Source organism: Gallibacterium genomosp. 3, from assembly GCF_001678475.1.
GTDB lineage: Bacteria > Pseudomonadota > Gammaproteobacteria > Enterobacterales > Pasteurellaceae > Gallibacterium > Gallibacterium faecale.
The window spans coordinates 23577-49477 of sequence record NZ_JTJR01000015.1; the positions used below are offsets into that span (position 1 = coordinate 23577).

At 36.8% G+C, this 25901-nt stretch carries 25 protein-coding genes; 9 read left to right on the forward strand and 16 right to left on the reverse strand.

The features are described from left to right. Positions 1-97: 97 nt before the first annotated feature. Positions 98-424 (forward strand): thioredoxin, encoded by a 327-nt coding sequence (trxA, locus tag QV06_RS04140; RefSeq protein WP_065233699.1) that lies wholly within the window; start codon positions 98-100, stop codon positions 422-424. Positions 425-486: 62 nt separating this feature from the next. On the opposite strand, the gene smpB is transcribed toward trxA, so the two are convergent. Next, positions 487-966, reverse strand: a complete 480-nt coding sequence (smpB, locus tag QV06_RS04145) for an SsrA-binding protein SmpB (protein ID WP_065237069.1) — start codon at positions 964-966, stop codon at positions 487-489. Positions 967-1110: 144 nt separating this feature from the next. On the opposite strand from smpB, the gene QV06_RS04150 reads away from it, so the two are divergent. The 3 genes from QV06_RS04150 to QV06_RS04160 are packed head-to-tail and all read left to right on the forward strand — an operon-like array spanning position 1111 to position 5205. Further along, positions 1111-2418 (forward strand): acetyl-CoA C-acyltransferase, encoded by a 1308-nt coding sequence (locus tag QV06_RS04150; protein ID WP_065237070.1) that lies wholly within the window; start codon positions 1111-1113, stop codon positions 2416-2418. After that, positions 2418-4559, forward strand: coding sequence for a 3-hydroxyacyl-CoA dehydrogenase NAD-binding domain-containing protein (locus QV06_RS04155; protein ID WP_065237071.1), 2142 nt, complete (start codon positions 2418-2420; stop codon positions 4557-4559). The genes QV06_RS04150 and QV06_RS04155 overlap by 1 nt, the downstream gene beginning before the upstream one ends. Positions 4560-4569: 10 nt before the next feature. Further along, positions 4570-5205 carry a class I SAM-dependent methyltransferase gene (locus tag QV06_RS04160; RefSeq protein WP_065237072.1) on the forward strand — a complete coding sequence of 212 codons (636 nt, stop codon included), beginning with the start codon at positions 4570-4572 and terminating at the stop codon, positions 5203-5205. Between the two features lie 20 nt (positions 5206-5225). On the opposite strand, the gene cpdA is transcribed toward QV06_RS04160, so the two are convergent. From cpdA to QV06_RS04180, 4 genes are all read right to left on the reverse strand, one after another. Continuing rightward, positions 5226-6053: a 3',5'-cyclic-AMP phosphodiesterase gene (gene cpdA / locus QV06_RS04165; protein WP_065237073.1), complete on the reverse strand. Its 828-nt coding sequence runs from the start codon at positions 6051-6053 to the stop codon at positions 5226-5228. Positions 6054-6193: 140 nt separating this feature from the next. Further along, positions 6194-6826, reverse strand: coding sequence for an ADP-ribose diphosphatase (gene nudF, locus QV06_RS04170; protein ID WP_065237074.1), 633 nt, complete (start codon positions 6824-6826; stop codon positions 6194-6196). A 9-nt stretch (positions 6827-6835) separates the two neighbouring features. Further along, complete coding sequence (psiE, locus tag QV06_RS04175) at positions 6836-7267, reverse strand: phosphate-starvation-inducible protein PsiE (RefSeq protein ID WP_065233706.1); 432 nt, start codon at positions 7265-7267, stop codon at positions 6836-6838. Next, positions 7264-7983 carry a 4'-phosphopantetheinyl transferase family protein gene (locus tag QV06_RS04180; protein ID WP_082985037.1) on the reverse strand — a complete coding sequence of 240 codons (720 nt, stop codon included), beginning with the start codon at positions 7981-7983 and terminating at the stop codon, positions 7264-7266. The genes psiE and QV06_RS04180 overlap by 4 nt, the downstream gene beginning before the upstream one ends. Positions 7984-8140: 157 nt before the next feature. Between QV06_RS04180 and leuS the strand changes: the two genes are divergently transcribed. The 3 genes from leuS to holA all read left to right on the forward strand — a co-directional run bounded on the left by leuS (position 8141) and on the right by holA (position 12353). Beyond that, positions 8141-10723, forward strand: coding sequence for a leucine--tRNA ligase (gene leuS, locus QV06_RS04185; protein WP_065237075.1), 2583 nt, complete (start codon positions 8141-8143; stop codon positions 10721-10723). Positions 10724-10823: 100 nt separating this feature from the next. Continuing rightward, positions 10824-11312, forward strand: a complete 489-nt coding sequence (gene lptE / locus QV06_RS04190) for an LPS assembly lipoprotein LptE (protein ID WP_065237076.1) — start codon at positions 10824-10826, stop codon at positions 11310-11312. A 30-nt stretch (positions 11313-11342) separates the two neighbouring features. Continuing rightward, positions 11343-12353 carry a DNA polymerase III subunit delta gene (gene holA, locus QV06_RS04195; RefSeq protein ID WP_245174245.1) on the forward strand — a complete coding sequence of 337 codons (1011 nt, stop codon included), beginning with the start codon at positions 11343-11345 and terminating at the stop codon, positions 12351-12353. Between the two features lie 2 nt (positions 12354-12355). Here holA and mutT read toward each other — a convergent pair whose 3' ends face one another. From mutT to secM, 3 genes are all read right to left on the reverse strand, one after another. Next, on the reverse strand, positions 12356-12760 hold the full coding sequence (mutT, locus tag QV06_RS04200; protein WP_065233709.1) for an 8-oxo-dGTP diphosphatase MutT: 405 nt from the start codon (positions 12758-12760) through the stop codon (positions 12356-12358). Between the two features lie 106 nt (positions 12761-12866). Continuing rightward, complete coding sequence (gene secA / locus QV06_RS04205; protein WP_065237077.1) at positions 12867-15569, reverse strand: preprotein translocase subunit SecA; 2703 nt, start codon at positions 15567-15569, stop codon at positions 12867-12869. Positions 15570-15644: 75 nt separating this feature from the next. Then, entirely contained in the window at positions 15645-15974 is a 330-nt protein-coding gene (gene secM, locus QV06_RS04210) for a secA translation cis-regulator SecM (protein ID WP_065237078.1), read from the reverse strand. A 96-nt stretch (positions 15975-16070) separates the two neighbouring features. Between secM and QV06_RS04215 the strand changes: the two genes are divergently transcribed. After that, positions 16071-16391, forward strand: a complete 321-nt coding sequence (locus QV06_RS04215; protein WP_231923567.1) for a DciA family protein — start codon at positions 16071-16073, stop codon at positions 16389-16391. Here QV06_RS04215 and QV06_RS04220 read toward each other — a convergent pair. From QV06_RS04220 to QV06_RS04250, 7 genes are all read right to left on the reverse strand, one after another. After that, a complete protein-coding gene (locus QV06_RS04220; protein WP_065237079.1) occupies positions 16378-17262 on the reverse strand; it encodes a Dam family site-specific DNA-(adenine-N6)-methyltransferase in 885 nt (294 codons plus the stop codon). The genes QV06_RS04215 and QV06_RS04220 overlap by 14 nt on opposite strands. A gap of 3 nt (positions 17263-17265) precedes the next feature. Further along, positions 17266-18357 carry a 3-dehydroquinate synthase gene (gene aroB / locus QV06_RS04225; protein ID WP_065237080.1) on the reverse strand — a complete coding sequence of 364 codons (1092 nt, stop codon included), beginning with the start codon at positions 18355-18357 and terminating at the stop codon, positions 17266-17268. Positions 18358-18390: 33 nt separating this feature from the next. Beyond that, positions 18391-18918 carry a shikimate kinase AroK gene (gene aroK, locus QV06_RS11935; protein ID WP_065233715.1) on the reverse strand — a complete coding sequence of 176 codons (528 nt, stop codon included), beginning with the start codon at positions 18916-18918 and terminating at the stop codon, positions 18391-18393. A gap of 233 nt (positions 18919-19151) precedes the next feature. Then, positions 19152-20300, reverse strand: a complete 1149-nt coding sequence (gene pilQ, locus QV06_RS04235; protein WP_065237081.1) for a type IV pilus secretin PilQ — start codon at positions 20298-20300, stop codon at positions 19152-19154. After that, positions 20297-20836: a hypothetical protein gene (locus QV06_RS04240; RefSeq protein ID WP_065237082.1), complete on the reverse strand. Its 540-nt coding sequence runs from the start codon at positions 20834-20836 to the stop codon at positions 20297-20299. Before QV06_RS04240 ends, pilQ begins: the two co-directional genes overlap by 4 nt. Further along, positions 20836-21402, reverse strand: coding sequence for a hypothetical protein (locus QV06_RS04245; protein ID WP_065237083.1), 567 nt, complete (start codon positions 21400-21402; stop codon positions 20836-20838). The genes QV06_RS04240 and QV06_RS04245 overlap by 1 nt, the downstream gene beginning before the upstream one ends. Beyond that, positions 21395-22177: a hypothetical protein gene (locus QV06_RS04250; protein ID WP_065237084.1), complete on the reverse strand. Its 783-nt coding sequence runs from the start codon at positions 22175-22177 to the stop codon at positions 21395-21397. The genes QV06_RS04245 and QV06_RS04250 overlap by 8 nt, the downstream gene beginning before the upstream one ends. An 86-nt stretch (positions 22178-22263) precedes the next feature. Between QV06_RS04250 and QV06_RS04255 the strand changes: the two genes are divergently transcribed. Then, the gene (locus QV06_RS04255) at positions 22264-24831 is read left to right on the forward strand and encodes a penicillin-binding protein 1A (protein WP_065237085.1); all 2568 of its coding nucleotides are present in this window, start codon (positions 22264-22266) and stop codon (positions 24829-24831) included. Positions 24832-24873: 42 nt separating this feature from the next. Here QV06_RS04255 and QV06_RS04260 read toward each other — a convergent pair whose 3' ends face one another. Continuing rightward, positions 24874-25860 carry an Asd/ArgC dimerization domain-containing protein gene (locus QV06_RS04260; protein ID WP_065237086.1) on the reverse strand — a complete coding sequence of 329 codons (987 nt, stop codon included), beginning with the start codon at positions 25858-25860 and terminating at the stop codon, positions 24874-24876. Positions 25861-25901 lie beyond the last annotated feature (41 nt).

The window sequence follows — 25901 nt, forward strand, 5'->3', positions numbered from 1 at the left end:
TCTTTTTTCATAGAATAATGTTATAATGTTGCAACATTTTTAACATTGCTTAAAAAACAAGCAATATTAATCTATTTATTAACACAAGGATTTAATTATGAGTGATAAAATTGTTTATTCTAGTGATGCAGCTTTCGAAGCAGATGTTTTAAAATCAGATGTACCTGTATTACTTGATCTTTGGGCGCCTTGGTGTGGACCTTGTAAAATGATCGCACCTATTTTAGATGAACTTGCAGAAGAGTTTGGTGACAGATTAAAAATTGTAAAAATTAATATTGATGATAACCAACAAACACCTGCAAATTTAGGTGTACGTAGTATCCCTACTTTAATTATCTTCAAAGATGGTCAACCTGTTGCTACCCAAGTTGGCGCTTTACCAAAACAAAGATTAGCTGATTTTATTAATAATGCGATCTAATTGAAAGTTGAAAAAAGCCTTAATCTTTACGATTAAGGCTTTCTTTTACTACCTAATACTAACTAACGCCATGCATTTTTCATAATGCGATCTTTCATTAATTTCCATTCACGTTCTTTAATATCTTCACGTTTATCGTGTTGTTTTTTACCTTTAGCAATACCAATCTTCACTTTAGCCCAAGCGCTCTTCCAATATAACGATAAAGCAACAATGGTATAACCATCACGATTTGACTTACCAAATAAAGAATCTATTTCTCTTTTACTTAATAACAATTTGCGTGTACGTGTTGGATCACAAACAACATGAGAAGAGGCGACATTTAATGGCGTAATATTGGCACCAAATAAAAAAGCTTCACCATGTTGGAAAATGACATAGCTGTCGCCAATATTTGCTTTTCCTGCTCTTAATGATTTAACTTCCCAACCTTGTAATGCCAGCCCAGCTTCAATTTCTTCTTCAATAAAATAATCATGTCTAGCACGTTTATTCAACGCTATTGTATTATCTTTCTTAGTTACTTTTTTCTTAGTCATTTTTTATATCCTATCAATTTTGTTGGCTATTCTACCCAATCACTTTTGGAAAAACAAAGAAAAGCGTCCCTATTCCCAGTTATCGCTCTCTAGTATAGAATGCGCTACAATTTAGCAATATTATTTTAATATGATGAGGACATTATGTCTGAACAATCGATCTTAACTACATCTAAAGGGGCTAGAGTTGCCGTTGTTGATGGACTGCGAACTCCTTTTATTAAGCAAAATACCTTATTTAAAGAGGCAAAAGCGAAAGATCTTGGGGCTATGGTGGCGAACGAACTTTTAAGCCGTTTAGCTATTCCCAAACACAAAATTGAACAAGTGGTATTTGGGCAAGTCATTCAAGATCCCGATATTCCAAATATCTCTCGTGAAATCTCCTTACTGCTAAATATGCCTCATGCGCAATCTTATACTGTTAGTAGTTCTTGTCCAACTGGATTACAAGTTTTAGTCAATTTAAGTAATAGTATCTTAATGGAAAATGCACATTATGCGTTAGCTGGCGGTGCAGACTCATTATCTAATGCACCAATTCGTTTAAATTCTCATTTAATTCAGTTAATCCGAGAAATTCTTGCCGCTAAGAGCTATGAAGAAAAATATCACCTTTTCCGCCAAATTAGTTGGCAAGATCTCAAATTACAAGCCGTTAATCTTAAAGATCCATTAACTCAATTATCCCTCTCTGATGTTTCAGAACAGATGGCGCAAGATTTTCATTTAAATCGCCGAGAATTAGATGAATACGCTGCTCGTTCACATCGTTTAGCGTATCAAGCTTGGCAAAGCGGAGAGTTACGTCAACAAGTTATGGTTTCTTTTCCACCACCTTATGAAAAATTCGTGGTTTCAGATAACCAAATTGAACGTAATCCAAAACCAGAATTATTTGAAAAATTTAAACCTTTTAATGGTAAAAACTATGGTACTGCTACCGATTGGAACACATCTCACTCTTGTGATGGTGCAGCTGCGGTCCTATTGATGAATGAGCATACTGCTAAAGCAGAAGGATTAAATATTCTTGGTTATATTCGCCACTATACAATGACGGCGAATGATATCTGGAAAAATATGTTTGTTGGCGTTACTCATTCAGTAGCCAAAGTATTAGAAAACGCCAATATGCAGTTAAGTGATTTAGATCTTATTGATTTCCACGAAACGTCATCCTCTCAGATCCTAGCAAATTTAAAATTACTCGAATCAGATACGTTTGCACGCCAACATTTAAATCGTTCAACCGCTATCGGTTCTGTCGATATGACTAAATTTAATATTCTCGGTGGTTCAATCGCTTATGGTAATCCACGTGCCGTCAGCAGCTTAAGATTAATCATCCAATCTTTATATGCATTAAAACAACGTGGTGGTGGTACGTCTTTAATCGCTTCTGGTGGTTTAGGTGGTATTGGTGGCGCTATGATTTTGGAGAGTGAATAATGAATACGTTACAAGAAAATCAATTATCTCCATTTACATTAACTATTGATGAACAACAAATTGCTTGTGTGTTGATTAATGTCCAAGATAAAAAACGCAATACATTATCAGCTAATTTCGTTGCTCAACTTGATCAGTTATTAACTTCATTACCTGCTAGTACGAAAGGATTAATTATCCAATCTGCTAAAGAGAATAATTTTATTCAAGGTTTTGATCTTAATAGCTTAGTTGATAAATCCGATTTGCAATTAGAAGCATTTATTAATCAAGTTCATCAATTAATTGCTAAAATTCAGAACTTACCTTTTCCAACTATTGCCGCAATTCATGGAGCTTGTTATGGCATTGGTTTAGAAATTGCATTGGCTTGCCGTTATCGTATTGCATCAGATGATATAAAAACACAATTTGCTATGCCACAAGTACGTTCAGGTGTTGTTCCTTTTGCCAATGGGATCTCACATCTTGCTGAACGTGTTGGTTTAAAAGCAGCCCTCTCATTCTTACTTTCCGGAGATAAATTTGATGTTCATACGATGCAATCATTAAACTGCATTGATGAAGTTGTGCCAAAAAGTTTACTCTTACCAACAGCATATGAATATTTTTCTAAGCAAACTTTTGTGGCAAAAACCCTTTCTCAAACTGCATTAGTATGGCAAAAAATCCAAGGACACTTGCACAATAATCCGCTTACTCGCCATATTCTGTTTGATGCAGCTGAAAATAAAGAATGGTTAGGTCCTGTCGATAATTATCCTGCAATGGCAAAAATTATTGATATTTTAAAACAACCTACATATCAACAACGTTTAGAGGTAGAAAAAAACGCCTTTATTGCCTTATTTAATAGCGAAAATTCTCGTGTATTGCGCAACCTTGAACAAACTAAACATGCAATGCGTATGCAATATGAAACTCGAGGCAATGTTCGTGATGTCAATAAACTCGCAATCATCGGTGGTGGTTTTATGGGAGCAGGAATTGCGTATATTACTGTACGTAATGCTAAAATTCCTGTTCGTATTAAGGATATTCACCCGAATGGTATCACCAAAGCTTTACATATGACTCACTCTTTACTGCAACGAGAAGTCAGTAAAAAATTAATTTCTTCTGGTGAAATGCAACAGTTAATGTATTTAATTTCTGGTGGCGAACGTTTTCTCGCTACACCTGATGCAGATTTTGTCATTGAAGCTGTGTATGAAGAGTTAGAGGTCAAACAACGTGTATTACGGGAAAGCGAAGTGTTTTATGGTGAAAATACTATTTTTGCAAGTAATACCTCAACACTTTCTATTGCTGATATTGCAAGTGAAGCAAATCATCCAGAAAACGTGATTGGTTTCCACTATTTCTCTCCAATTGCACAACGCAAAATGCTAGAGATTATTCCTCATGCCAAGACATCAGAAAAAACCATTGCAACCGCTATTCACTTTGCAATTCAACAAGGCAAAATTCCATTGCTGGTTGCTGATAAACCAGGATTTTTCGTTAACCGCATTTTAATTCCATATTTGCTAGAAGCTTTCTACTGCTTATGTGATGGTGAAGCGGTTGATTTTGTTGATCGTGCTTTACAAGAGTTCGGTTTTGAAGTCGGTCCATTAGCTATGTTAGATGACTTTGGCTTGGATTTACTCGCCAAAATGTTACCAAACTTAGAACAACATTATGGTAAGCCTTTTGCGGTTCCTGCTAAACTTGGTAATTTATTACGTGATGATCGTAAAGGACGTAAGAATAGACGTGGCTTCTATCTCTATAATTTACAAACTGATGAACGCACCATGGTAGATAAAAGTATCTATTACGTGATGGAAACCATCTCTGAAAATAACCTTGAGTCAGAACAAGTAGTGCGTCGCTGTATCTTAATGATGTTGAATGAAGCTGCTCGTTGTTTAGAGGAAGGCGTTATTAGTAGTCCAGAAGAAGGCAATATGGCTTCTGTATTAGGTGTGTTCTTCCCTGATTTCCGTGGTGGTATTTATGCTTATATGCAACATATTGGTGCAACCTCCATTATGAAAGCGTTAAATGAACACGTCAACTTGTATGGCAAACGTTTCCAACCTTGTGAATGGTTGTTGAATCAAGCAGCACAAGAACAACAAACCTTAACACATTAAGGAGCATAAAATGGCATCTGCAGCGCGTTGGAATCATTACAGTAAAATCTATAATTTTTTCCTTCAAGCTGCAGATAATATGCGCCAGAGCCAATTTGCCTTACTAGACCAACAGCAAATATGGCATCATTCTCCGCTGAATATCTATATTGCAGGAGCGGGTACAGGATTAGATGTACCCTATCTTGCAACACGCCTTAAGCCAAACAGTCAGCTCACATTAATCGACTTTTCTGCTGATATGCTAGCAAAAGCAGATAAGCTCATTCAGCAGCAACAATACCCTTGGCAAATTACGACTAAGGTTGGACGAGCAGAACAAAGTGAACTAGCGGATCAAAGTTGTGATCTTGTGTTGCTACATTTAGTTCTCGCTGTAACATCAACACCACAAGAGCTACTTACTGAAATTGTGCGAGTTCTGAAGCCAAATGGCATAATTTCTTTGTGGGATAAATTTTTACCTGATGGGCAACAAGCTTCGTTTTGTAGGAAAAGTATTGATAAGATTACTACGGCACTAGGTACAACAATCAATCTACGTTTACAAGATCTGATTGCACCATTGCCATTGACAATAGAACAACATCAATTTTGCCATTGGGGCTTAATGCAACAAGTAGTATTACGCAAAACTACCACGTAATACCACTTTTGCCATTTTATTTAATAACCACTCATATTATCTTTTGGTAAAAAGACTTTCTCTTTAATACGCTGCACTTTTGTTTCAATATGACCATCTGGGTGTAGAGTAATTTCACGCCAACCTGGTTGTAAACTATCTAAAGTAAAATGCGCACAATCTGGTTTGAACTGAATACAGGTCGATGGCGTCGCAAACACAGGAATACCTTGCCATTGTGCATTCACCTCTTGGTGAATATGTCCGTAAAAAATACCTTTTACTTTTTTATGTTTAGCCAACACTTCAGAAAAATCATATGGATTTCTTAAATTATGCTGATCTAACCAAGCAGAACGCGTTGGAACCAAATGATGATGCAAAACCACTAACGTATTACGCTCAGGATACATCAATAGATGATGTTCTAACCAAGCTAATTCATCTTCACTCAACATACCATGTGGCACCCCGTATAACTGGCTATCTAATAATAAAACTTGCCAATGTTCACCGAGTAATAAGTGTTTATGTGGTTGAATGATCGCTTTATATACATCAAAAACAGCTTCCATTTTAGGTTGGAAGTCGTGATTGCCTGGAATCCAGAAAACTTTTTTCCCTAATTGTGCAATTTCTTTTACGAAACGATGATATCCCTCTTCACTACCATCTTGCACAAAGTCCCCTGTTGCTAAAATAAAATCACTCTCAAAGCCAGAATTTTTAATTTCGCTTAATACCTGCTGGAAACTTGCAAATGTATTAATGCCTAATAACTCACTCTCTGCATCCGCAAACAAATGAGGATCTGTCACTTTGAGCAACCTTATTACACCAGCCGATTCATCTTGAAAAAGATCTGACATAATGCCCCCTAAAATAATTTAAACTCCTTTTTACTACTTTAGACATTTAAATAAAAAAGTCAGTAGGCAAATAGTAAAAATGTTAGTTTACGCACATTTTTTAATAAAATTTTTTCAGAATTGTTTGCTGTATCACAGATTTACTGCCATATTTTTTGCAATTTTCCATAATTTAATTGTAACCATTGCAAACCAATTACTGCGACACCATTGTCAATTTTACCTGCCTCTAGCCATTGATATGCTGTTTCTCTTGCCACCACATGCACACGAATATCTTCATTTTCTTCTGCTAACCCGTGAATACCACCCACTTTACTAGAGTCAACACGTCCAGCGAATAGATGTATCCGTTCCGACATTCCACCCGGACTATCCCAGAATTGCATAATAGGTAATATCTCTGTCAACTGTACACCAGCTTCCTCTTCACTTTCACGTACAGCAACCTCGTCCGGTTTTTCACCCGTTTCAATCATTCCGGCAACCAATTCTAATAACCACGGCGAAGCTGAAGATGTTGCATCAATTGCACCAATACGAATCTGTTCTACTAAAACGACATTATCTCGTTGCGGATCATATAAAACGACTGCGGTAGCTTCATTTTTGGTTAAGACTTCCCTCGTTACCACACCACTCATTTCACCTGAAAATAAGCGGTGACGAAACTGCACTCGTTTCATGGTATAAAACCCTTTAAATACCACTTCATCATGTAACATTTCTACATCTTGTTGCCCATATTGGCGGATAACGGTTTCCTTTGTCATATAACTCTCCTATTTTCTCTTTTCCGCAATATTAGCTAAGAACAAAGCGCCTACCATTAATAAAACAGCTGCTGATATTGCTAAAGTACCTAATGCACTTGAATGATCGACAATAATTAAACGAATCATTGCCGTGATCCCGATATATAAAAAATAACGTAATGGAAAATGGAATCCAGCATTGAAATACTTCACGATTAAAGCTAAGAACTCAAAATACAAGAAATAAACCACAATACGTTCTGCTAACACATACGCTATCGTAGTATCACTTGCTTTCAAAACTAAAATTTGTCCAAGTTCAAAAGTTTGTTTCCCTAATAACACCACTAAGATCACTGATAAAACGATCAAAGCAGCATTCAAGATCCACTGCAAAATATTGGCAAACTTTAACCCAAATTCATGTTGGTTATAATGTTTAGATGGTTCCTCTGTCATGCTTGCTCCCAATTCACAACCAAATAACGATTAAATTTTGTTATAACTTGCGCTAACTTATGGTTATCCCATTGATAACAATAACAATGTTCCTCTCTATAATCTTCTACATAACAAGCCAAATAAAAAGGAAGTGTTGATGTAAATAACAGTGTCCCTGCAGGTGCATCACTGGTACTAAATCTCTGTTGTGTTGGTTCAAACATCACTTTAGAGATAGCACCAATACCACGACCCTTTGCTTTTAAAATCGCCTCTCTTGCACACCAGCTTAAATAGAAAGCCGGTTCTGGATGTTGGCATTCCTGCCACCACTTGAGTTCTTCTTCTGTCGCATAATACGCCAATAATCGAGCCAAATTACGTTGTTTTTTCGGATGTTCTAGATCTATTGCAACTACACTCTGATGTTGTCTGCGTTTAGCTAAAATCACCGCAACCCAATCTCCTGAATGGCTTAAATTAAAATCAAACATTTGATTAAGCAAACAAGGTCGCCCATTTTCACCACGAGTTATGCCTTGAATAAAAACACGCTCATCACCAATCTGCTTTAATAATTGCCACAATAAAAAATAAGCTACTTGGCGTTGTCTTTGTTTCTGTTCAGGCAACGCTGGCTGCTGAAATTTAATCTCAGAATAATGACAAGGTGGCTGTAAGTGAAAAGGGTAGATTTGCTGGATATTTCCCCAAGCAATAAAAACTTCAGACATAATAGGATCATTGTTCACAACATAGTGCAAGTGTACTCAAATTCATCGCTAATACCAATAATATTTCTATTAATTACCCGCATTTTAAGCTATTCTATACCACATTTTTTAATTCTAAATATTAACTTAATTATCGGTACTAATAGGACAACTTATCATGCAAGAACAATATCGTCCCGACGTAGTAGAGAGTCGCATTCAAAAATTCTGGCAAGACAACAAAACCTTCAAAGTTCAACAAGATCCCCAAAAAGAAAAATATTACTGCTTATCTATGTTCCCTTATCCATCTGGTCGTTTACATATGGGGCACGTACGTAATTACACCATTGGTGATGTAATTTCTCGTTATCAACGTATGAATGGGAAAAATGTATTGCAACCAATTGGTTGGGATGCCTTTGGCTTACCTGCAGAAAATGCAGCAATTAAAAATAAAGCAGCACCGGCGACTTGGACTTACGACAACATTGAGTATATGAAAAACCAACTCAAAATGTTAGGGTTCAGTTATGATTGGGATCGTGAAATCGCAACCTGTAAACCAGAATATTATAAATGGGAACAATGGTTCTTTACTGAGCTTTATAAAAAAGGATTAATCTATAAAAAAACCTCAACAGTAAACTGGTGTCCAAACGATCAAACTGTGTTAGCCAATGAACAAGTAAATGATGGTTGTTGTTGGCGTTGTGATACTCCAGTAGAACAAAAAGAAATTCCACAATGGTTTGTAAAAATTACTGATTACGCAGAACAATTACTGCAAGGTTTAGATCAATTACCTGATTGGCCTGATCAAGTCAAAGCAATGCAACGTAACTGGATTGGTCGTTCAGAAGGGGTAGAAATTACATTTAAAATGCAAGACAGTGATGAAACTGTGACTGTCTATACTACTCGTCCAGATACATTCTATGGTGTGTCTTATCTTGCAGTTGCAGCAGGGCATCCACTTGCAGAGCAAGCTGCGAAAAATAATCCAGAACTCGCAAAATTCTTACAAGAATGTCGTAATACCAAAGTTGCTGAAGCAGAATTAGCAACAATGGAGAAAAAAGGTATGTTCACAGGCCGTTATGCATTACATCCAATTACAGGCGAAGCGGTACCTGTGTGGGTCGCTAACTTTGTGTTAATGCATTATGGTACTGGTGCCGTTATGGCTGTTCCAGCTCACGACCAACGTGACTATGAGTTCGCTCAAAAATACGACTTACCACTAAAACCTGTGATTACCCCCACTGATGGTAGTGAATTAGATCTTAGCAAAGCCGCTTATACCGAACACGGTATTGCGATTAATTCAGCTGAATTTAATGGTTTAGATTTTGAACAAGCTTTTAATGGTATTGCTGATAAATTAGAAGCGATGGGGGTTGGCAAACGCCAAGTGAACTATCGTTTACGTGACTGGGGTGTTTCTCGCCAACGTTATTGGGGTGCACCAATTCCAATGATGACTTTAGAGAATGGTGAAGTTGTTCCTGTTCCATTACAAGATCTCCCAGTAATTTTACCTGAAGACGTGGTCATGGATGGGGTGCAAAGCCCAATTAAAGCTGATCCTAACTGGGCGAAAACAACCTATAATGGACAATCTGCTCTACGTGAAACAGATACCTTCGATACCTTTATGGAGTCATCTTGGTATTATGCACGTTATACCTGTCCACAATACCAACAAGGTATGTTAGATAGTAAAGAAGCCAACTATTGGTTACCAGTTGACCAATATATTGGAGGAATTGAGCATGCTACTATGCACCTACTCTATTTCCGTTTCTATCACAAATTATTACGTGATGCTGGCTTATTATCTTGCGATGAACCTGCTACCAAACTACTTTGCCAAGGAATGGTATTAGCAGATGCTTTCTATTACACCTCACCAACCAACGAACGTATTTGGGTATCTCCAACTAAAGTGAGTGTAACACGTGATGAAAAAGGACGAATTGTTAAAGCAGTTGATCCTGAAGGTCACGAATTAGTGCACGCTGGTATGACAAAAATGTCTAAATCTAAAAACAACGGGATCGATCCACAAGAAATGGTGGAAAAATATGGTGCAGATACCGTGCGTTTATTTATGATGTTCGCCTCACCAGCTGAAATGACTCTTGAATGGCAAGAATCTGGTGTTGAAGGCGCTAACCGTTTCCTTCGCCGTTTATGGAAATTAGTCTATGACTATCAACAACAACCAGCAACAACCGCTATTGATGTGACTGCACTTAATGCTGAACAAAAAGCATTGCGTCGTGATTTACATAAAACTATCGCAAAAGTAAGTGATGATATTGGTCGTCGTCAAACTTTTAATACAGCCATTGCCGCCGTGATGGAGTTAATGAATAAATTAACTAAAGCATCTTTAGCAACCGAACAAGATCGTGCGGTAATGAAAGAAGCATTAAATGCTGTGGTGAAAATGCTTTACCCAATTACACCACATATCTGTTTCCAGTTATGGCAAGATCTTGGTAATGAAGATATGATTGATTTCTCTCCATGGGTCGTTGCTGATGAAAAAGCAATGATTGATGATGAAAAACTTGTTGTGGTACAAGTGAATGGTAAAGTTCGCGGTAAAGTAACTGTACCAGCTTCCGCTTCTGAAGACGAAATTAAAGCTGCTGCTATGGCAGACGAAAATGTACAAAAACACTTAGAGGGTTTAAACATTATCAAAGTAATTTATGTTCCAGGTAAATTACTCAGCTTCGTTGCCAAATAACAAGTTATTTAACTAATCAAGTGGTGCCATATTCAATGACTGAAATACGACTAATATAATATTTCTATGAATATGGCACTCTATCTGTAAAGGAATCCCTATGAAAAAGCTAAAACACATTTTTACTTTATCATTAACACTGTTGCTATCGGCTTGTGGATTTCATTTTGCCAATGATGAACTTTCCAAAAACACCTTTAAAGAGGTGCAATTAGAAACAGGTGATAAATATAGTGATATTGCTTTAGCGATGAAAAAAGAATTGCGTTCACGTGGCGTTACGTTAGTCGAAAAAGGTAACACACCAATTTTACATTTAAATGGTGTATCCACTAATGACACTGTTGCTTCTGTGTTTAAGCAAGGACGTGAGGCTGAAAGCTTATTGACACTATCTGTTAATGCTTCCTTACAAATGCCTGATAACAAACGTTATCCAATTAATATTCAAGTTTCACGCACATTCTTCGATAACTCACGTGCAGCTTTAGCAAAAAATGCTGAACAACGTACTATCTGGAGCGATATGTACCGTCAGGCAGCACAACAAATTTTGGTAAAAATGATCAGTATCCAACAACAATATTAATTTATGATAGTAAGGATCTTTGCCAATAAATTGAGCTATTCTCTCCAACAGCAATCTTATCTTGGTTATTTGCTTGTGGGGCAAGATCCTTTACTTTTGGAAGAAAGCAAAGCTACGATTCTGGAATTTGCTAAGCAACAAGGTGTCGAGCAAAAACAAGAACTTGTTATTGATACTAGCACTGATTGGTCACAACTCTTCAATGACCTACAAACATTTGGTCTGTTTTCTAGCAAGCAGCTCTTTTTTATCACGTTACCAGAAAATCTCTCCACTACTTTACAACAACAGTTACAACAATTAGTTTCTCTCTTACATTCAGATACGATCGTTGTATTACAACTGGCAAAACTCTCATTAGCGATGGAAAAACAAGCTTGGTTTATAGCTTTAAACCAACTCGCTATTTTACAGGTAAATTGTCAAACACCACCACTAGAGCAATTACCGCAATGGATTAAACAACGTGCCACAATGATGTCACTTAATCTTGATCCTGCTGCAATTGAATTACTAGCTTACAATTATGAAAATAATTTAGCTGCCTTAAAGCAAGTTTTGCAGTTAATGCAACTGCTATACCCACAACAAACAATTACACCGTTAAATGCTAACCAATGCATTGAGCAATCTGCTGTATTCACGCCTTATCAGTGGGTTGATGCAATTTTACAAGGTAAAGGCTATCGGGCTGCGCGAATCTTAGAACAATTACATAATGAAGGGGATATTCAAGCTGTTGTTTTATTAAGAATCTTACAAAAAGAAGTATTCTTATTGTTGGAATTAGGTACCGAACCGCAAGCAAAAATTTCACCTCAACAACATCTTTCTGCGATGGGTGTAAAAGAACGCTTTGATCACTTACGCATCTGGAAAAACCGTCGCCCTTTTTACCTTAACGCGATTCAACGTCTTTCCTATCAACAGATATACCAATTAATTCATCAATTAACGGCATTAGAAAAAGAACTCAAACAAAATGCAGATGCCAATGTTTGGCAATCATTACAAGAAATTGCCATTAATCTGGCCAGTTAAAATCACTCTTCTGTTTCAGCGAGTAATCGTTGGATAATTTTCACATTCGCTGGTGGAAACTGCCCTATATCCAGTTGTTTTTGCTCTAACCAAAATCCTTCTTGTCCTTCGCGACCAAAAGGTTCTCCGACCCACTCTTCAACTAAATAAAAATAGAAAGAAATAATTTTTTGTGGATACTCAAATTGGAAGTGTTCATACAATTTTGTATTAAGTACAAAAATACCCACCTCTTCTTCAAGCTCTCTTTTTAGTGCTTGCTCTGGCGTTTCACCTTTATCGACTTTTCCCCCTGGAAATTCCCATGATTGGGCGAAATCTTTTCCTTCTAAACGTTGAGTAAGATAGATTTGTTTGAATTCATTACGAATAATTCCTGCGGCAACTTTAACTAACGGCTTTTTCATATTTTCTCTCTTATTGCTTAATCCTATTTCATTTTATTGATAAAAAAGCTGTACACATCTCCTGATAATGTACAGCTTCTCTGTTATCTAAAGCAAATTAAAAGCGCTATTTAATTTTGCCACAACAGTGTTTATATTTTTTACCCGAACCACAAGGGCAAGGTTCATTACGTCCGATTTTACGTTGTGATGCTCCATCTTCGGCTTGTCCTGACTCACTGTGGTATTCTACTTGTGCTTGTTCCGCCATTTTTGCAGCAGCCGCAGCTGCTTGAGCTCTCGCTTGTTCCGCTGCTTCGATCTCTTCTTGTGTACGAACTTGGACTTTAGTCAAAATACTTACCACATTAAACTTCAAGGTTTCCAACATATCCGTAAACATTTGGAAGCACTCTTTCTTATACTCTTGTTTTGGATCTTTTTGTGCATAACCACGTAAATGGATACCTTTACGCAAATGATCCATTGCAGAAAGATGTTCTTTCCAAAGTTCATCTAATGTTTGTAACATCACACCTTTTTCGAAATTACGCATGGTTTCAGCACCAACCATCGCTTCTTTCTTCTTATAATCTTCAACTGCAAGTTCAACAATACGTTCACGTAATGTTTCTTCATGTAAGTTGTGATCTTCATCCAACCATTTTGCAATTGGTAAATCCATATTGAAATCCGCTTTTAAGCGTTTTTCTAAACCTTCCACATCCCAAAGTTCTTCGAGAGATTGTGGTGGAATATATTGATCAATCACGTGGTTAAATACATCTTGACGGATCACATCAATAGTTTCAGAAATATCATCATTTTCTAATAACTCATTACGCTGTGCATAAATTGCATGACGTTGGTCATTAGCGACATCATCAAACTCAAGCAAATTCTTACGACCATCAAAGTTATGGGCTTCAACTTTTGCTTGTGCAGAAGCAATAACTTTGGTCAACATTTTCGATTCCATCGCCTCGCCTGGCTCAGAAAATGCTTTACGCATTAGATTTAATTTACCTTCATTCAGGTAAATTCGCATTAACGCATCATCGAGTGATAAATAGAAACGCGAAGAACCTGGGTCACCTTGACGACCAGAACGACCACGAAGCTGGTTATCAATACGACGTGATTCATGACGTTCCGTACCAATAATGTGTAAACCACCTGCTTTCATTACAATATCATGGCGTTCTTGCCATGCTTGTTTAATCGCTTCAATTTGTTCCTCAGTTGGATTTTCTAATTTAGCTATTTCCGCTTTCCAGTTACCACCTAACACAATATCTGTACCACGACCAGCCATATTCGTTGCAATGGTTACTGCACCTGGATACCCTGCATCCGCTACAATTTCTGCTTCTTTAGCATGGAATTTCGCATTCAAGACATTATGTTTAATCCCTTCTTTCTTCAAAATATCAGACAGTAACTCTGATTTTTCGATAGACACTGTCCCCACCAACACTGGTTGTTGGCGTGCAATACAGTCTTTAATGTCTTCAACTATCGCTTTGAATTTATCTTCTTCGCTCTTAAACATTAAATCTGTACGGTCATCACGAATCATTGGCTTATTCGTTGGAATAACAATGGTTTCTAAGCCATAAATTTGTTGGAACTCAAACGCTTCAGTATCCGCAGTCCCTGTCATTCCAGCTAATTTTTCATAAAGACGGAAGTAGTTTTGGTAAGTAATTGACGCCACAGTTTGGTTTTCGCTTTGAATCTTCACCCCTTCTTTTGCTTCAATAGCTTGGTGTAAACCATCAGACCAACGGCGACCTGCCATCGTACGTCCTGTATGTTCATCAACGATCACGATTTCGCCATCTTTCACAATGTAATCCACATTACGTTCAAACAGAGAATGTGCTCTTAATGCAGCATAAACGTGATGCAACAAGGTGATTTTTGCAGGTGAATAAAGTGATTCATCCTCTTTCATTAACCCAGCTTCCATCAATAATTTTTCAATTTTGATCTGGCCACGTTCTGTTAAATATGCCTGTTTATTTTTTAAATCAACAGTATAATCACCATCACCTTGGAACTCTTCACTATCTTCTTTTTCTTGCTTAATTAAATGCGGAATGAGCTTATCAATAGCAATATATAACTCAGAACTATCCTCTGCTTGCCCTGAAATAATTAATGGCGTACGTGCTTCATCAATTAAAATAGAGTCCACTTCATCGACAAGTGCATAATGTAATGGACGTTGGAAACGTTCTTGCATACTGTGAGCGAGATTATCACGTAAATAATCGAAACCAAGTTCACTATTGGTTGCATAAGTGATATCCGCAGCATAAGCAGCTCGTTTCTCCTCAGGCAACATTCCCGGTATATTTACGCCAACTGTCATCCCGAGAAATTCGAACAGAGGACGGTTGGTTTCCGCATCACGGCGAGCAAGGTAATCATTGACAGTAACGACATGAACTCCTTTACCTGTTAAGGCATTTAAATAACATGGTAAAGTAGCAGTTAAGGTTTTTCCTTCCCCTGTACGCATTTCAGCAATACAACGATTATTTAACACCATTCCCCCAATTAACTGCACATCAAACGGACGTAAACCTAAAACACGTTTACTTGCCTCACGTACAGTAGCAAAGGCCTCTGGTAATAATTGATCTAAGGTTTCACCTTTTTCTAAACGATCACGAAACTCTGCTGTTTTTGCTTTTAATTCATCATCTGAAAGTTCTGCAAATTTAGGTTCTAATTTATTAATTACGGCCACACGTTTATTTAAACGGCGTAAAATACGGTCATTACGACTACCAAAAATTTTTCTTGCAATAGCTGATAACATAATAATTTCTTTTTCTTGTTACAAAATCATACTTGCTGACGTACAAGTCAACACACCAAAATAATTATATACAGATTAAACTTGATAGGTTGGTCCAGCACGGATTAAGATCTGATAACGATTAATTTGTTGCCACTTATTTTGTTGCATCGCAACAAAAACAGGCTGAACTTTAATCTTTTGGCGAGAAATAACGGTCTGTTGTTGAGCTTTCCGCAATAACAAAAAGTGAGAATTAACTTGTTGCTGTTGGATTGCTGAAACAGTTTGATTAGCTTCTAATGGAATTGTTGTAGTATGGGTTGGCTGTTCTGCGTGGATCGGTAGAAAGAATAAGGTTAATAACCCTAATAAAAGCCGCTGCCATAATGCTTTTTTTCCGACCTTGGTTAATTGATAATCCACAATAATAAACCCAACAAAACCACTAAAAATAATAAGTTACGATTATAGAATAATTCCTCTATAATGTCATACAAATTGCTGTAATAAGGTATGCAGATGGCAACAAACAAAGACGTACGCAATCAAAAAGTGATGAATGTAAATGATATTTTGCAGCGTTCTTCACTTTCAACCTTGATAGAACAACACAATCAACTACAACAATTCTATCTTGATATTGAAAAATTAATTCCTGCCCAATTTCAGGGAAAGATGCGCCTCGCCGATCAATCCGAAAACAAGCTACTTTTTCATGTCGCTAATGGCATTGTTTACCAAAGTTTGTTGTTTCAACAGGCCCAACTACTAGCCAATATTCAGAAAAAATATCCAAAAATTCAGCAGATTGAATTTAAAGTCATTCCTAGCTTAGGATAGAGTTGTTTTTTGCCAACCATTTTTCTATCTTAGCGCGTGAAAATACAGCAATAAGTTCTTTCACTTTTACCCGTCGTTCACTGGATTGGCTAATCGAGCGTTGTACATTAATCTTACGAATCTTTGCCCCTTGATATAAAGCACGCGTAAAGCTTGTATCATGATTTGAGATCAATACGGTTGCATTCTGTCTTAATGCGGTCATTCGTGCAAATTCAGCTAATTGCTGTTGTTGCTGTAAACTAAATTCATTGCCAGCATAACGCGTAAAATTTGATTCTTGTTGTAACGGTGCATAAGGTGGATCACAATACACCACACTTTGCTCTGTTGCTAATGCAAATGTTTCTTGGAAAGAGACACAAATAAACGTAGCCTGTTGAGCCTTTTCTGCAAAATATCGCAATTCATTTTCTGGAAAATAATGTTGGCGATAGGCCCCAAATGGCACATTGAATTCATTATCACTGTTATAACGACATAAGCCATTAAAACCAAAGCGATTTAAATAGAGAAAAATTGTTGCCCGCCGCCAAATATCATCACTACGATTAAATTCATCACGCAACGCATAATAACGTTGTGCTGTATTCGCTTCTGCATGAGCAAAAAGAATTCGTGTTTCTTTGATATATTGCTCAACATCCGCCTTAACTAATTTAAAAAGATTGATCAAATCTGGATTAATATCGGCTAATAGATATTGTTCAAACTCACTATTCAGAAATACAGTTCCAGCACCAACAAAAGGCTCAATTAATTGTGATTTTCCTTGTGGGTAAAGGCGCTTAATTTCATCAATTAAGCGATATTTACCACCAGCCCATTTTAAAAACGATCGATGTTTTGGCGAATGTAGTTTATGTGACATGGATTAATTGGTTTGAATACAATCTTGAATCGCTTGTAACACTAACGATTTATCAACATCCGCAGTCACATATGCTCTACCAAGAGATTTTAATAAAATTAGACGCAATTTACCGGCTAATACTTTTTTATCACGCATCATATGCGGTAAATAATCTTCTGCTGTCATTTGTTCTGGAGAAAAAATTGGCAAGTTCGCTGCAACTAATAATGCTTGCAAACGGGTAACATCTTGTTGTGTAAGATCACCTAAACGATGAGATAAATATGCAGCTATCATCATTCCTGTTGCAACCGCTTCACCATGCAGCCATTCGCCATAACCTAGATGCGCTTCAATCGCATGACCAAAAGTATGACCTAAATTGAGTAACGCACGCTCACCTTGTTCGGTTTCATCTTTTGCGACTGTATCCGCTTTTAATTCACAGCAACGTTGAATACAGTACTGCAATGCCTCTGCATTTAATTGCATCAAAGCAGTAATATTCTGTTCCAACCAAACAAAAAAGGCATTATCTAAAATCGCACCATACTTAATGACTTCCGCCAAACCGGCACTTACTTCACGAGCTGGCAATGTCGTTAAAGTATTGGTATCAATTACCACTTTTGCAGGTTGATAAAACGCACCAATCATATTCTTACCTAATGGATGATTTACTGCTGTTTTACCGCCAACAGAAGAATCCACTTGAGCTAATAACGTTGTTGGTACTTGAATAAAACGTACTCCACGTTGGTAAGACGCTGCTGCAAATCCAGCAACATCACCAATTACCCCACCCCCTAAAGCTAAAATTGTCGTATCTCGACCATGTTTTGCTTCAAGTAGTGCAGTAAAAATTAAATTTAATGATTCTAGCGTTTTATATTGCTCACCATCTTGTAACAACACTTCGCTGACTTGACAACCAACTTGGTGTAATGCTGTTTTTACTGTTTGTAAATAATGGCTTGCCACAGTTGGATTGGTAACAATCATCACTTTGTCACCAGACTTTAAAGGACAATAACTACTTGGTTCTGCTAATAATCCACTTCCAATACTGATTGGATAACGTCTTTCTTTAAGTTCTACATAAACATCTACCATTTTTCTATCCTTTAAAGTTAATGTATCAACTGATTAACCAGTGAAATTCTCTAACAAATCAATGATGTTATTTGCCATTAATTTGGCACTCTGATCATCAGTTTGTAAGGTAATATCCGCAATTTCTTCATATAAAGGCGTACGGATTTTCGCTAAATCTTCTAATACTTGGCGAGGGTCTTCAACACCTTGTAATAAAGGACGTTTCTTATCACGTAATGTACGTTGATGTTGTTTTTCTACTGTTGTTTCTAAATAAATAACAATCCCACGAGCGGAAAGATGATTGCGATTTTCTTTTGACATTACCGCACCGCCACCAGTAGATAACACAATACCTTGACGTTGAGTTAATTCATTGATGATTCTCTCTTCTCTTTTTCTAAAGCCTTCCTCGCCTTCAACATCAAAAATCCACCCAATATCAGCCCCTGCTCTTTGCTCAATCTCAGTGTCTGAGTCCACAAAATCCATACTTAATAATTGAGCAAGTTGACGTCCAATCGTACTTTTTCCTGCTCCCATAGGGCCAATTAAAAAAATATTTCTTTTTTCTGCCATGTTTTTATCGTTCTAAATGATTTAAAGATAAATGAATAGTTTGATCTTTGAGTGTGCGTAACTGAATCTAAGTTACTCATTATGTTGTTTTTACTGCAAAAGAAAAAGAATACCGAAGTATTCTTCTATAATCACAACACTCAAAAGATCCCCAAGACCTCGAATGTTCATTGAGATAGCGTGATATTATCTCAATAAATAGGCGCATTTTTCAACCTTACATTCAATTTTTATCAAAGTTTATTCGAATGGATAAATACGTCTTTGCGTTTCTGATAATTTTCTAATGTTTCCGCAGCATTATGAATAATTCTAGGTGTAATAAAAATCACGAGCTCACGCTTTTGATGGCGTTCTGTTTTACTACGAAATAACTTACCTAATCCAGGAATGTCCCCTAACAACGGCACTTTATTTTCTCCTTTTCCCATTAAATCATGGAAAATACCCCCTAAAACTACGGTTTCCCCATCTTTCACCATCACTTGTGACTGTACTTCTTGCTTATCAATCGTCACCACTTGTCCTGCACCATAAGGAATTGCAGCCCCTGCAGAATTTTGTGTAACAATCAGATCTAACGCAATCATTCCTTGATGCAATATTTGCGGCGTTACCTCCAAACCTAAAACGGCTTCTTTAAACTCAATATGGGTACGACTACTCCTTTCATTGTCATCTTCTATCACATAAGGAATTTCTGAACCTTGTTTAATCACAGCTCGTTTTTGATTGGAGGTTAATAAATGAGGACTAGCAATAATTTCTACATTGTTTTCTTGTTCTAAGGCTTTCAACTCAAGATCTAATAATCGCCCATGAATTTTGGCGACTTGTAGTGCAATAGAAGCTGCTTCCGAACTGGTAGAAAAGTTGACATTGAGGTGAGCATTCAAATTCTCTACACCAAAACTATCCAATTTGGCAGCTACTTTATGAAAATTTTCTGTTTGTCCAAAAATACCCCAACGTACACCTAATTCCTGCAAACTTTCATTATTAATTGTCACAATCCGAGCTTCAATTGCGATTTGCTCCCCTGGTTTATCTAATTGCATAATTAACTTTCTAAAACGTTCAATCTGATTTTTATCTCCTTTTACTAAAATCAAATTATTCCTAGGTTCAACGCTAAATCCCGATAACGCAGATAATAATCCGCCACCATTTTCATTGAAAACTTTAGCTAATTCAGTCACTTGAATATATTTTACTGCAATAGCTTCATAGTCATCTAATGGCATATCTACATCGGTTACAACCGGATCATTCTCCATAAAACTTGGCGTGATAGATTCAAAAAAGGGATCATTAATTGATGGTTTAGCGATGCTCATTATTGAAATCACACTACACAATAAACAGATACTTAATTTATTCATACACGCCTCATTTCAGAAAATAACTGGATTGATATATGTAATCGTCTATACCCTGTTGCATCAGAATCACGTTCGAGTCGAATTGATGAAATTGCCCATTCAGCAAAAATGGATTGAAATAACAGATCAAAATTTGCAATAAAATCTTGGAAAGAGGTATATAAATGCAAATCAACTTTGAGCAAGTCTTTATTACTCATTTGCATATCAAAATGGATCTCTGTGTCCTGACTAAGTTGAGTTAGCTGCTGATGTAAGGTAGCGATCTTTTGGGTATTACTTTGTGTATCTTGCTGTTCATTCACTTTCTTTTGTAAAGCTTGCAGAATGTTTTGTTGCCTCTTTTCTGCTATTGTTAGTTCAGCAATCGTTGCTTTTAATTGAGAAAGTCGATAATCAGAATACCAATTTTGCCACACCGGATAAGCCAATATTACAAATAAGGCGACTAACCATAGTAACGCCAACCAATAAGTTGGCAAATACAAAAGATACCAATAGATTCCTTGTGGATATTTTGTTGCTCGCTTTGACATTAATTGTCCTCTTTCTTATTGAAACGCAACGTAAAGTTGTACTGTTTCTGTTGATTTTGGGTTAATGCACTCGGTTCTAATTCAATAGGATAAGGCCAATGGGATAATAAATATTGCTGTAAACGATAGAAGGTTTGTTGATCAACATTCTCTCCCATCATCAAAAAACTTAATTTCTCTTTCTGTTCTATCGCAAACGGACTAATATCAATTTGTGCCATCAATAAACGCCCTTTATCTAACGGTATTTGCACTAATGACTGCACAAAATGCACAATATCTTGCAAAGGGATTTTTGCGAGTTGCAGTTGATGGCTAAGAAGTTGTCGCTGTTTTTGTTGGGCGGAGTCTAATTGCTGTAATTGCGTTACTAACTGTTGTCGCTGTTGATCTAACAGGATATATTCCTGACTCTGCTGGCGGGTATCACGTAATAAAGAAAACCATCCTGCTATGGACAATATCAAAAGTAATAATAATAAAATCATTAAGATACGAACTCTGTTAGCGTAATGTTGTTGTCGCCAGTTAAGTAAATTTATTTTATTACTCTGATAATCAAACATTTTGCCCCCATAACGCACACCCTAAACAGATGAATTCACTCACAGATATCTTTGGTAATTGTTGAATAAGATACTTTTCGCTAACCGAGGATAAATCTATCTGTTCCATATCCTGGTCTTGAAAAACAACAATCGTATTAATTGTTTGGTTTAGCTCTGTAAGATATTTCTCTAGATTAAAAGCAATATTTTCTTGTAAAACAAAGATATCTGTTTTCTGTGGTAAGTCCAAGAGGAGAATCAATGACGTGGTGAAATAACAATACAGCGTATTTCCTACGGAACAATTCGATGATAAATGACGAAAAGATCTTAATAACACTCGAGGTAACACATCCAGTACCCCCAGTTTCAGTGGTGCATATTTAGTGATTTCTTGCTCAGCATATTCCCGTCTTACTGCATAAATCTCTAAATGTTGTTGCTGATAACAATAATCAAACCAAACCTGCTCACGTTCTATCGGTAATTCATGTTCTAACAGGTGGTAAACCTGCTGCTCGATTGCATATTGAGTTAATGTTTGTGGATAGTAATAACTTTTTCGCCAAATTAAATGAAAAGGTAACACAGATACATACCTAACATAGCGTAGATCAAGCTGATATTTGTCAATTAGGCATTGCTGTAAGCAATTAATACTCTCTACACTACCAGATTTAACCTCAAGATCTTTACTTAAAAAAGCATAGTAAAAACAATCAGATAAATAAAAAATACCTATATTAACTGTTTGTTTTTTACCTTTTTTTCGTGGAGGAAATATAGCTTTCATCGTATAATCGTCACCCAAATTGCAAAACACAAATACACTTTACTGTCATTTATTCGTTTTATTTTGATATAGAGGGTCTTTTTTCGATGAAGATCGTAAAATTAATATTTAGTTCTATTTTGACCTTAGTTGTCATTGGTTGTGTTGCCGGTGGGTTATTCTATTTTCATATCAAATCCCAATTACCAGACGTTAATGAATTAAAAAACGTAGAATTACAGCAACCAATGCAAGTCTTTACCGCTGATGGGAAATTAATCGGGGAGATCGGTGAACAACGCCGTATTCCCGTACCATTAGATAAAATTCCACAACAGATGATCAATGCCGTTATCGCTACTGAGGATAGTCGTTTTTATGATCACCATGGAATTGATCCAATTGGAATTGCGCGTGCTTTAAAAGTTGCACTCACTTCCGGTGGGGCTTCACAAGGTGCAAGTACCATTACACAACAAGTAGCACGTAACTTCTTCCTAACGCCAGAAAAAAAATTAATGCGTAAAATTAAAGAGGCGGTGTTAGCGATTGATATTGAAAACAACTTAACTAAAAATGAAATTCTAGAGCTTTATCTTAATAAAATTTATCTTGGTTATCGGGCTTATGGTATGGCTGCCGCTGCACAAACCTATTTTGGCAAAACATTAGATCAATTAACCTTAAGTGAAATCGCCGTATTAGCTGGACTACCTAAAGCCCCATCAACAATGAACCCACTCTATTCATTAAAACGAGCAACTGAACGTCGCAATATCGTACTTGGGCGGATGTTAGATGAAAAATATATTACTCAAGAACAATATCAACAAGCCCTGCAAGAACCGATTGTAGCGAGTTATCACGGCTCAAAATTAGATCTACAAGCAGATTATGTTGTCGAAGCAGTTCGTCAAGAGATGGTCAAACTTTATGGCGAAGAACAAGCCTATACCAAAGGTTATCAAGTCTTTACTACTATTAATTCAGAAGATCAGCTCAATGCTCAACAAGCATTAAGAGATAATCTTTTAGCCTATGATATGCGTCATGGCTATCGAAAAAATGCAACACTATGGAAACCAGATGAAGTTGCTTGGGATAAAGATAGAATTATCGGTTTTCTCAATAAGCAGCCTAATTCTGATCCTTTACAACCAGCTGCTGTATTGGCTGTAAAAAACAACCAAGCTGAGGTGATGCTTGCTAATGGAGAAACAATTAATTTAACTCAAAATGCCGTTAAGTGGGCTGGCAATATCAACAAGATCTTACATACTGGGGATATGATTTGGCTGATGCAGGACAATAAAAAGCAGTGGGTATTGCGTCAAATTCCAATCGCCAACTCTGGAATGATCTCATTAAATAGTACCAATGGTGCAATTGAAGCAATGGTAGGTGGCTTTAGTTTCGCTCGCAGCAAGTTTAATCGAGCTACCCAATCTATGGTGCAAGTTGGCTCATCAATTAAACCTTTCATTTATACTGCAGCATTAGATAAAGGCTTAACACTGGCTACTATTTTAAATGATGCGCCAATTACATTACGTAAAGCAGGTCAGGCACCTTGGCAACCAAAGAACTCACCAAATGTTTTCAATGGTCCATTACGTTTACGAGTCGGTTTAGGTTTATCAAAAAACGTTATGATGGTACGCGCTGTTAATATGGTAGGTATCGATTATATTGCCGACTATTTACAACGATTTGGTTTCCAAAAAAATCAATATGCTGCCACAGAGGCCCTTGCTCTTGGTGCAGCCTCATTTACACCATTAGAAATGGCTAGAGGATATGCGGTTATTGATAATGGCGGATTCTTAGTTGATCCTTATATTATTCAATCCATTAAAGATAATACTGGTAATGAGATCTTTACTGCTAAACCAAAAATTGCCTGTTTCCAATGCAGTGATAAACAAATTCCTGTAATTTATGGCGAAGTAAAACCGATTGATTTCTTATCTTTAAAAGTGGATAACTCTGCAACAGAAGGAACAACATCAGACACGCCATTATCTGCAAACACTGAAGTTGATGAAGATAATAGTGAAGCAGTACCTGATGTTCCAGAATTAAATACGAATAATGTTCAACTTGAGAATGCACCAAGTTTATTAGGCAAAAATAACAAAGAAAATACAGCGGAAAATACCCCACAATACGCTCCTCGTGTGATTAGTGGAAAAATTGCATTCTTAATGCGTAGTGCGTTGAACTCTGGAATTTATGGTGAACCAGGCGGTAGTTGGACAGGAACAAGTTGGCGTGGTAAAGCGATTGGTCGTCAAGATATTGGTGGAAAAACAGGAACAACAAATAACTCCAAAGTCGCTTGGTATGTAGGTTATGGTAGTGATTTGGTTACCTCTGTTTATATCGGCTTTGATGACAATAAATTAGATCTTGGACGAGGCGAATCTGGTGGTAAATCAGCTATGCCTGCATGGGTTGATTATATGAAAAATGCTTTAAAACCTTTACCAGTAAGAGAAGATCCAATGCCTGATGGTGTTATTCAAAAACGAATCTCTATGGAAAATGGTCTATTAACAGATTCTGGCGGTAGATTAGAATATTTTATTGAAGGTACTGAACCTACTCGTCATTATGTTCCTGAACAAGGAAATCAAATTATCAATAGTCAAGGCGAAGTCAAAGAGCTGTTCTAAATAGACTATTAAGGGGCTTAATAAGCCCCTTTTAATACTTAATTAATCTTGCCGCTCATCAATTAATTGTAACAACTCAATAGCTAATCTTGCCCGCGCAAAACCACGTTCATCGCCCACTGCCCACAAACTTAATTGCTCATCATCAGTATGTATTTGGCTAATATGTAATTGAGGTAATTGTTCTGTATTTTCTTCAGTTTCACCATTAATAACAGGTGTTACAATCTGTTCTGGATGATATGTTAATAATGGCTGCGATTGCCACACATTGGTAAAATCAACTTGTTCAAGATCATAACCCCCAACAGTGATCATTTGTGAAAAACCATAGAATACAGGTACTTGGATTTGATGTTCTACAAATTGTCCGGTGAACTCTGGCAAAATTTTAGCTAATAAAATACGCTGTTTATTCAGCTCTTCCCGACCAGTTATTGGTGCAACATCAAAAGCTAAGCGCTGTTGCTCTTCACTTAGTGGTACACCATTTAATAATTGTGCTGTTTGTCCAACTAATTCTCGTACTCTTTCTTCGCCAAAATACGCCATTGGTAATAATGAAGTTACCGATAATTCGGTCACTTGATATTGTTGTAATAATGGCTTTAATATTAACGCTAACTGAGAAATCTGTGGATTTGGTAATGAAACAATATTTCTCAGTCTTAAGTCAGCTAATACGTCATTATTCACAGTCGGTACAACAGCTGGAATATCAGTTAAATAAGCACAAATCCCTAATACATCAATAGCAATACACCCAGTTTCCGCTGCCGCAGCCAAATGGGGAACTTGCTCGAGCTTTCCAGCAAATAATAAATAGTCATATTCTCGCCAATCTACATCATCAAAATTTAACTGTTCTACATATTTACCATTAAAACGAATGTTTTGTTCTTCAGAAAACTTCTCTGCTTCAATAACTGTAATATTAGCGGTACTTAGCCGGCTTTGTTCCAAAATAGTGACTAATTTTTCTGTTAAAGCAAAATCAGCTGCAATTGCGATATTTAAACTTGAATTCATTTTCTTCTCCGTGCTACTCTTCGGCTCGCTATTCTAACAAA

What these genes read in the sequence shown, in the direction of transcription:
- trxA (WP_065233699.1), top strand. Translation starts at nt 98, where the DNA reads ATGAGTGATAAAATTGTTTATTCTAGTGATGCAGCTTTCGAAGCAGAT.
- smpB (WP_065237069.1), bottom strand. Translation starts at nt 966, where the DNA reads ATGACTAAGAAAAAAGTAACTAAGAAAGATAATACAATAGCGTTGAAT.
- QV06_RS04150 (WP_065237070.1), top strand. Translation starts at nt 1,111, where the DNA reads ATGTCTGAACAATCGATCTTAACTACATCTAAAGGGGCTAGAGTTGCC.
- QV06_RS04155 (WP_065237071.1), top strand. Translation starts at nt 2,418, where the DNA reads ATGAATACGTTACAAGAAAATCAATTATCTCCATTTACATTAACTATT.
- QV06_RS04160 (WP_065237072.1), top strand. Translation starts at nt 4,570, where the DNA reads ATGGCATCTGCAGCGCGTTGGAATCATTACAGTAAAATCTATAATTTT.
- cpdA (WP_065237073.1), bottom strand. Translation starts at nt 6,053, where the DNA reads ATGTCAGATCTTTTTCAAGATGAATCGGCTGGTGTAATAAGGTTGCTC.
- nudF (WP_065237074.1), bottom strand. Translation starts at nt 6,826, where the DNA reads ATGACAAAGGAAACCGTTATCCGCCAATATGGGCAACAAGATGTAGAA.
- psiE (WP_065233706.1), bottom strand. Translation starts at nt 7,267, where the DNA reads ATGACAGAGGAACCATCTAAACATTATAACCAACATGAATTTGGGTTA.
- QV06_RS04180 (WP_082985037.1), bottom strand. Translation starts at nt 7,983, where the DNA reads ATGTCTGAAGTTTTTATTGCTTGGGGAAATATCCAGCAAATCTACCCT.
- leuS (WP_065237075.1), top strand. Translation starts at nt 8,141, where the DNA reads ATGCAAGAACAATATCGTCCCGACGTAGTAGAGAGTCGCATTCAAAAA.
- lptE (WP_065237076.1), top strand. Translation starts at nt 10,824, where the DNA reads ATGAAAAAGCTAAAACACATTTTTACTTTATCATTAACACTGTTGCTA.
- mutT (WP_065233709.1), bottom strand. Translation starts at nt 12,760, where the DNA reads ATGAAAAAGCCGTTAGTTAAAGTTGCCGCAGGAATTATTCGTAATGAA.
- secA (WP_065237077.1), bottom strand. Translation starts at nt 15,569, where the DNA reads ATGTTATCAGCTATTGCAAGAAAAATTTTTGGTAGTCGTAATGACCGT.
- QV06_RS04215 (WP_231923567.1), top strand. Translation starts at nt 16,071, where the DNA reads ATGGCAACAAACAAAGACGTACGCAATCAAAAAGTGATGAATGTAAAT.
- QV06_RS04220 (WP_065237079.1), bottom strand. Translation starts at nt 17,262, where the DNA reads ATGTCACATAAACTACATTCGCCAAAACATCGATCGTTTTTAAAATGG.
- aroB (WP_065237080.1), bottom strand. Translation starts at nt 18,357, where the DNA reads ATGGTAGATGTTTATGTAGAACTTAAAGAAAGACGTTATCCAATCAGT.
- aroK (WP_065233715.1), bottom strand. Translation starts at nt 18,918, where the DNA reads ATGGCAGAAAAAAGAAATATTTTTTTAATTGGCCCTATGGGAGCAGGA.
- pilQ (WP_065237081.1), bottom strand. Translation starts at nt 20,300, where the DNA reads ATGAATAAATTAAGTATCTGTTTATTGTGTAGTGTGATTTCAATAATG.
- QV06_RS04240 (WP_065237082.1), bottom strand. Translation starts at nt 20,836, where the DNA reads ATGTCAAAGCGAGCAACAAAATATCCACAAGGAATCTATTGGTATCTT.
- QV06_RS04245 (WP_065237083.1), bottom strand. Translation starts at nt 21,402, where the DNA reads ATGTTTGATTATCAGAGTAATAAAATAAATTTACTTAACTGGCGACAA.
- QV06_RS04250 (WP_065237084.1), bottom strand. Translation starts at nt 22,177, where the DNA reads ATGAAAGCTATATTTCCTCCACGAAAAAAAGGTAAAAAACAAACAGTT.
- QV06_RS04255 (WP_065237085.1), top strand. Translation starts at nt 22,264, where the DNA reads ATGAAGATCGTAAAATTAATATTTAGTTCTATTTTGACCTTAGTTGTC.
- QV06_RS04260 (WP_065237086.1), bottom strand. Translation starts at nt 25,860, where the DNA reads ATGAATTCAAGTTTAAATATCGCAATTGCAGCTGATTTTGCTTTAACA.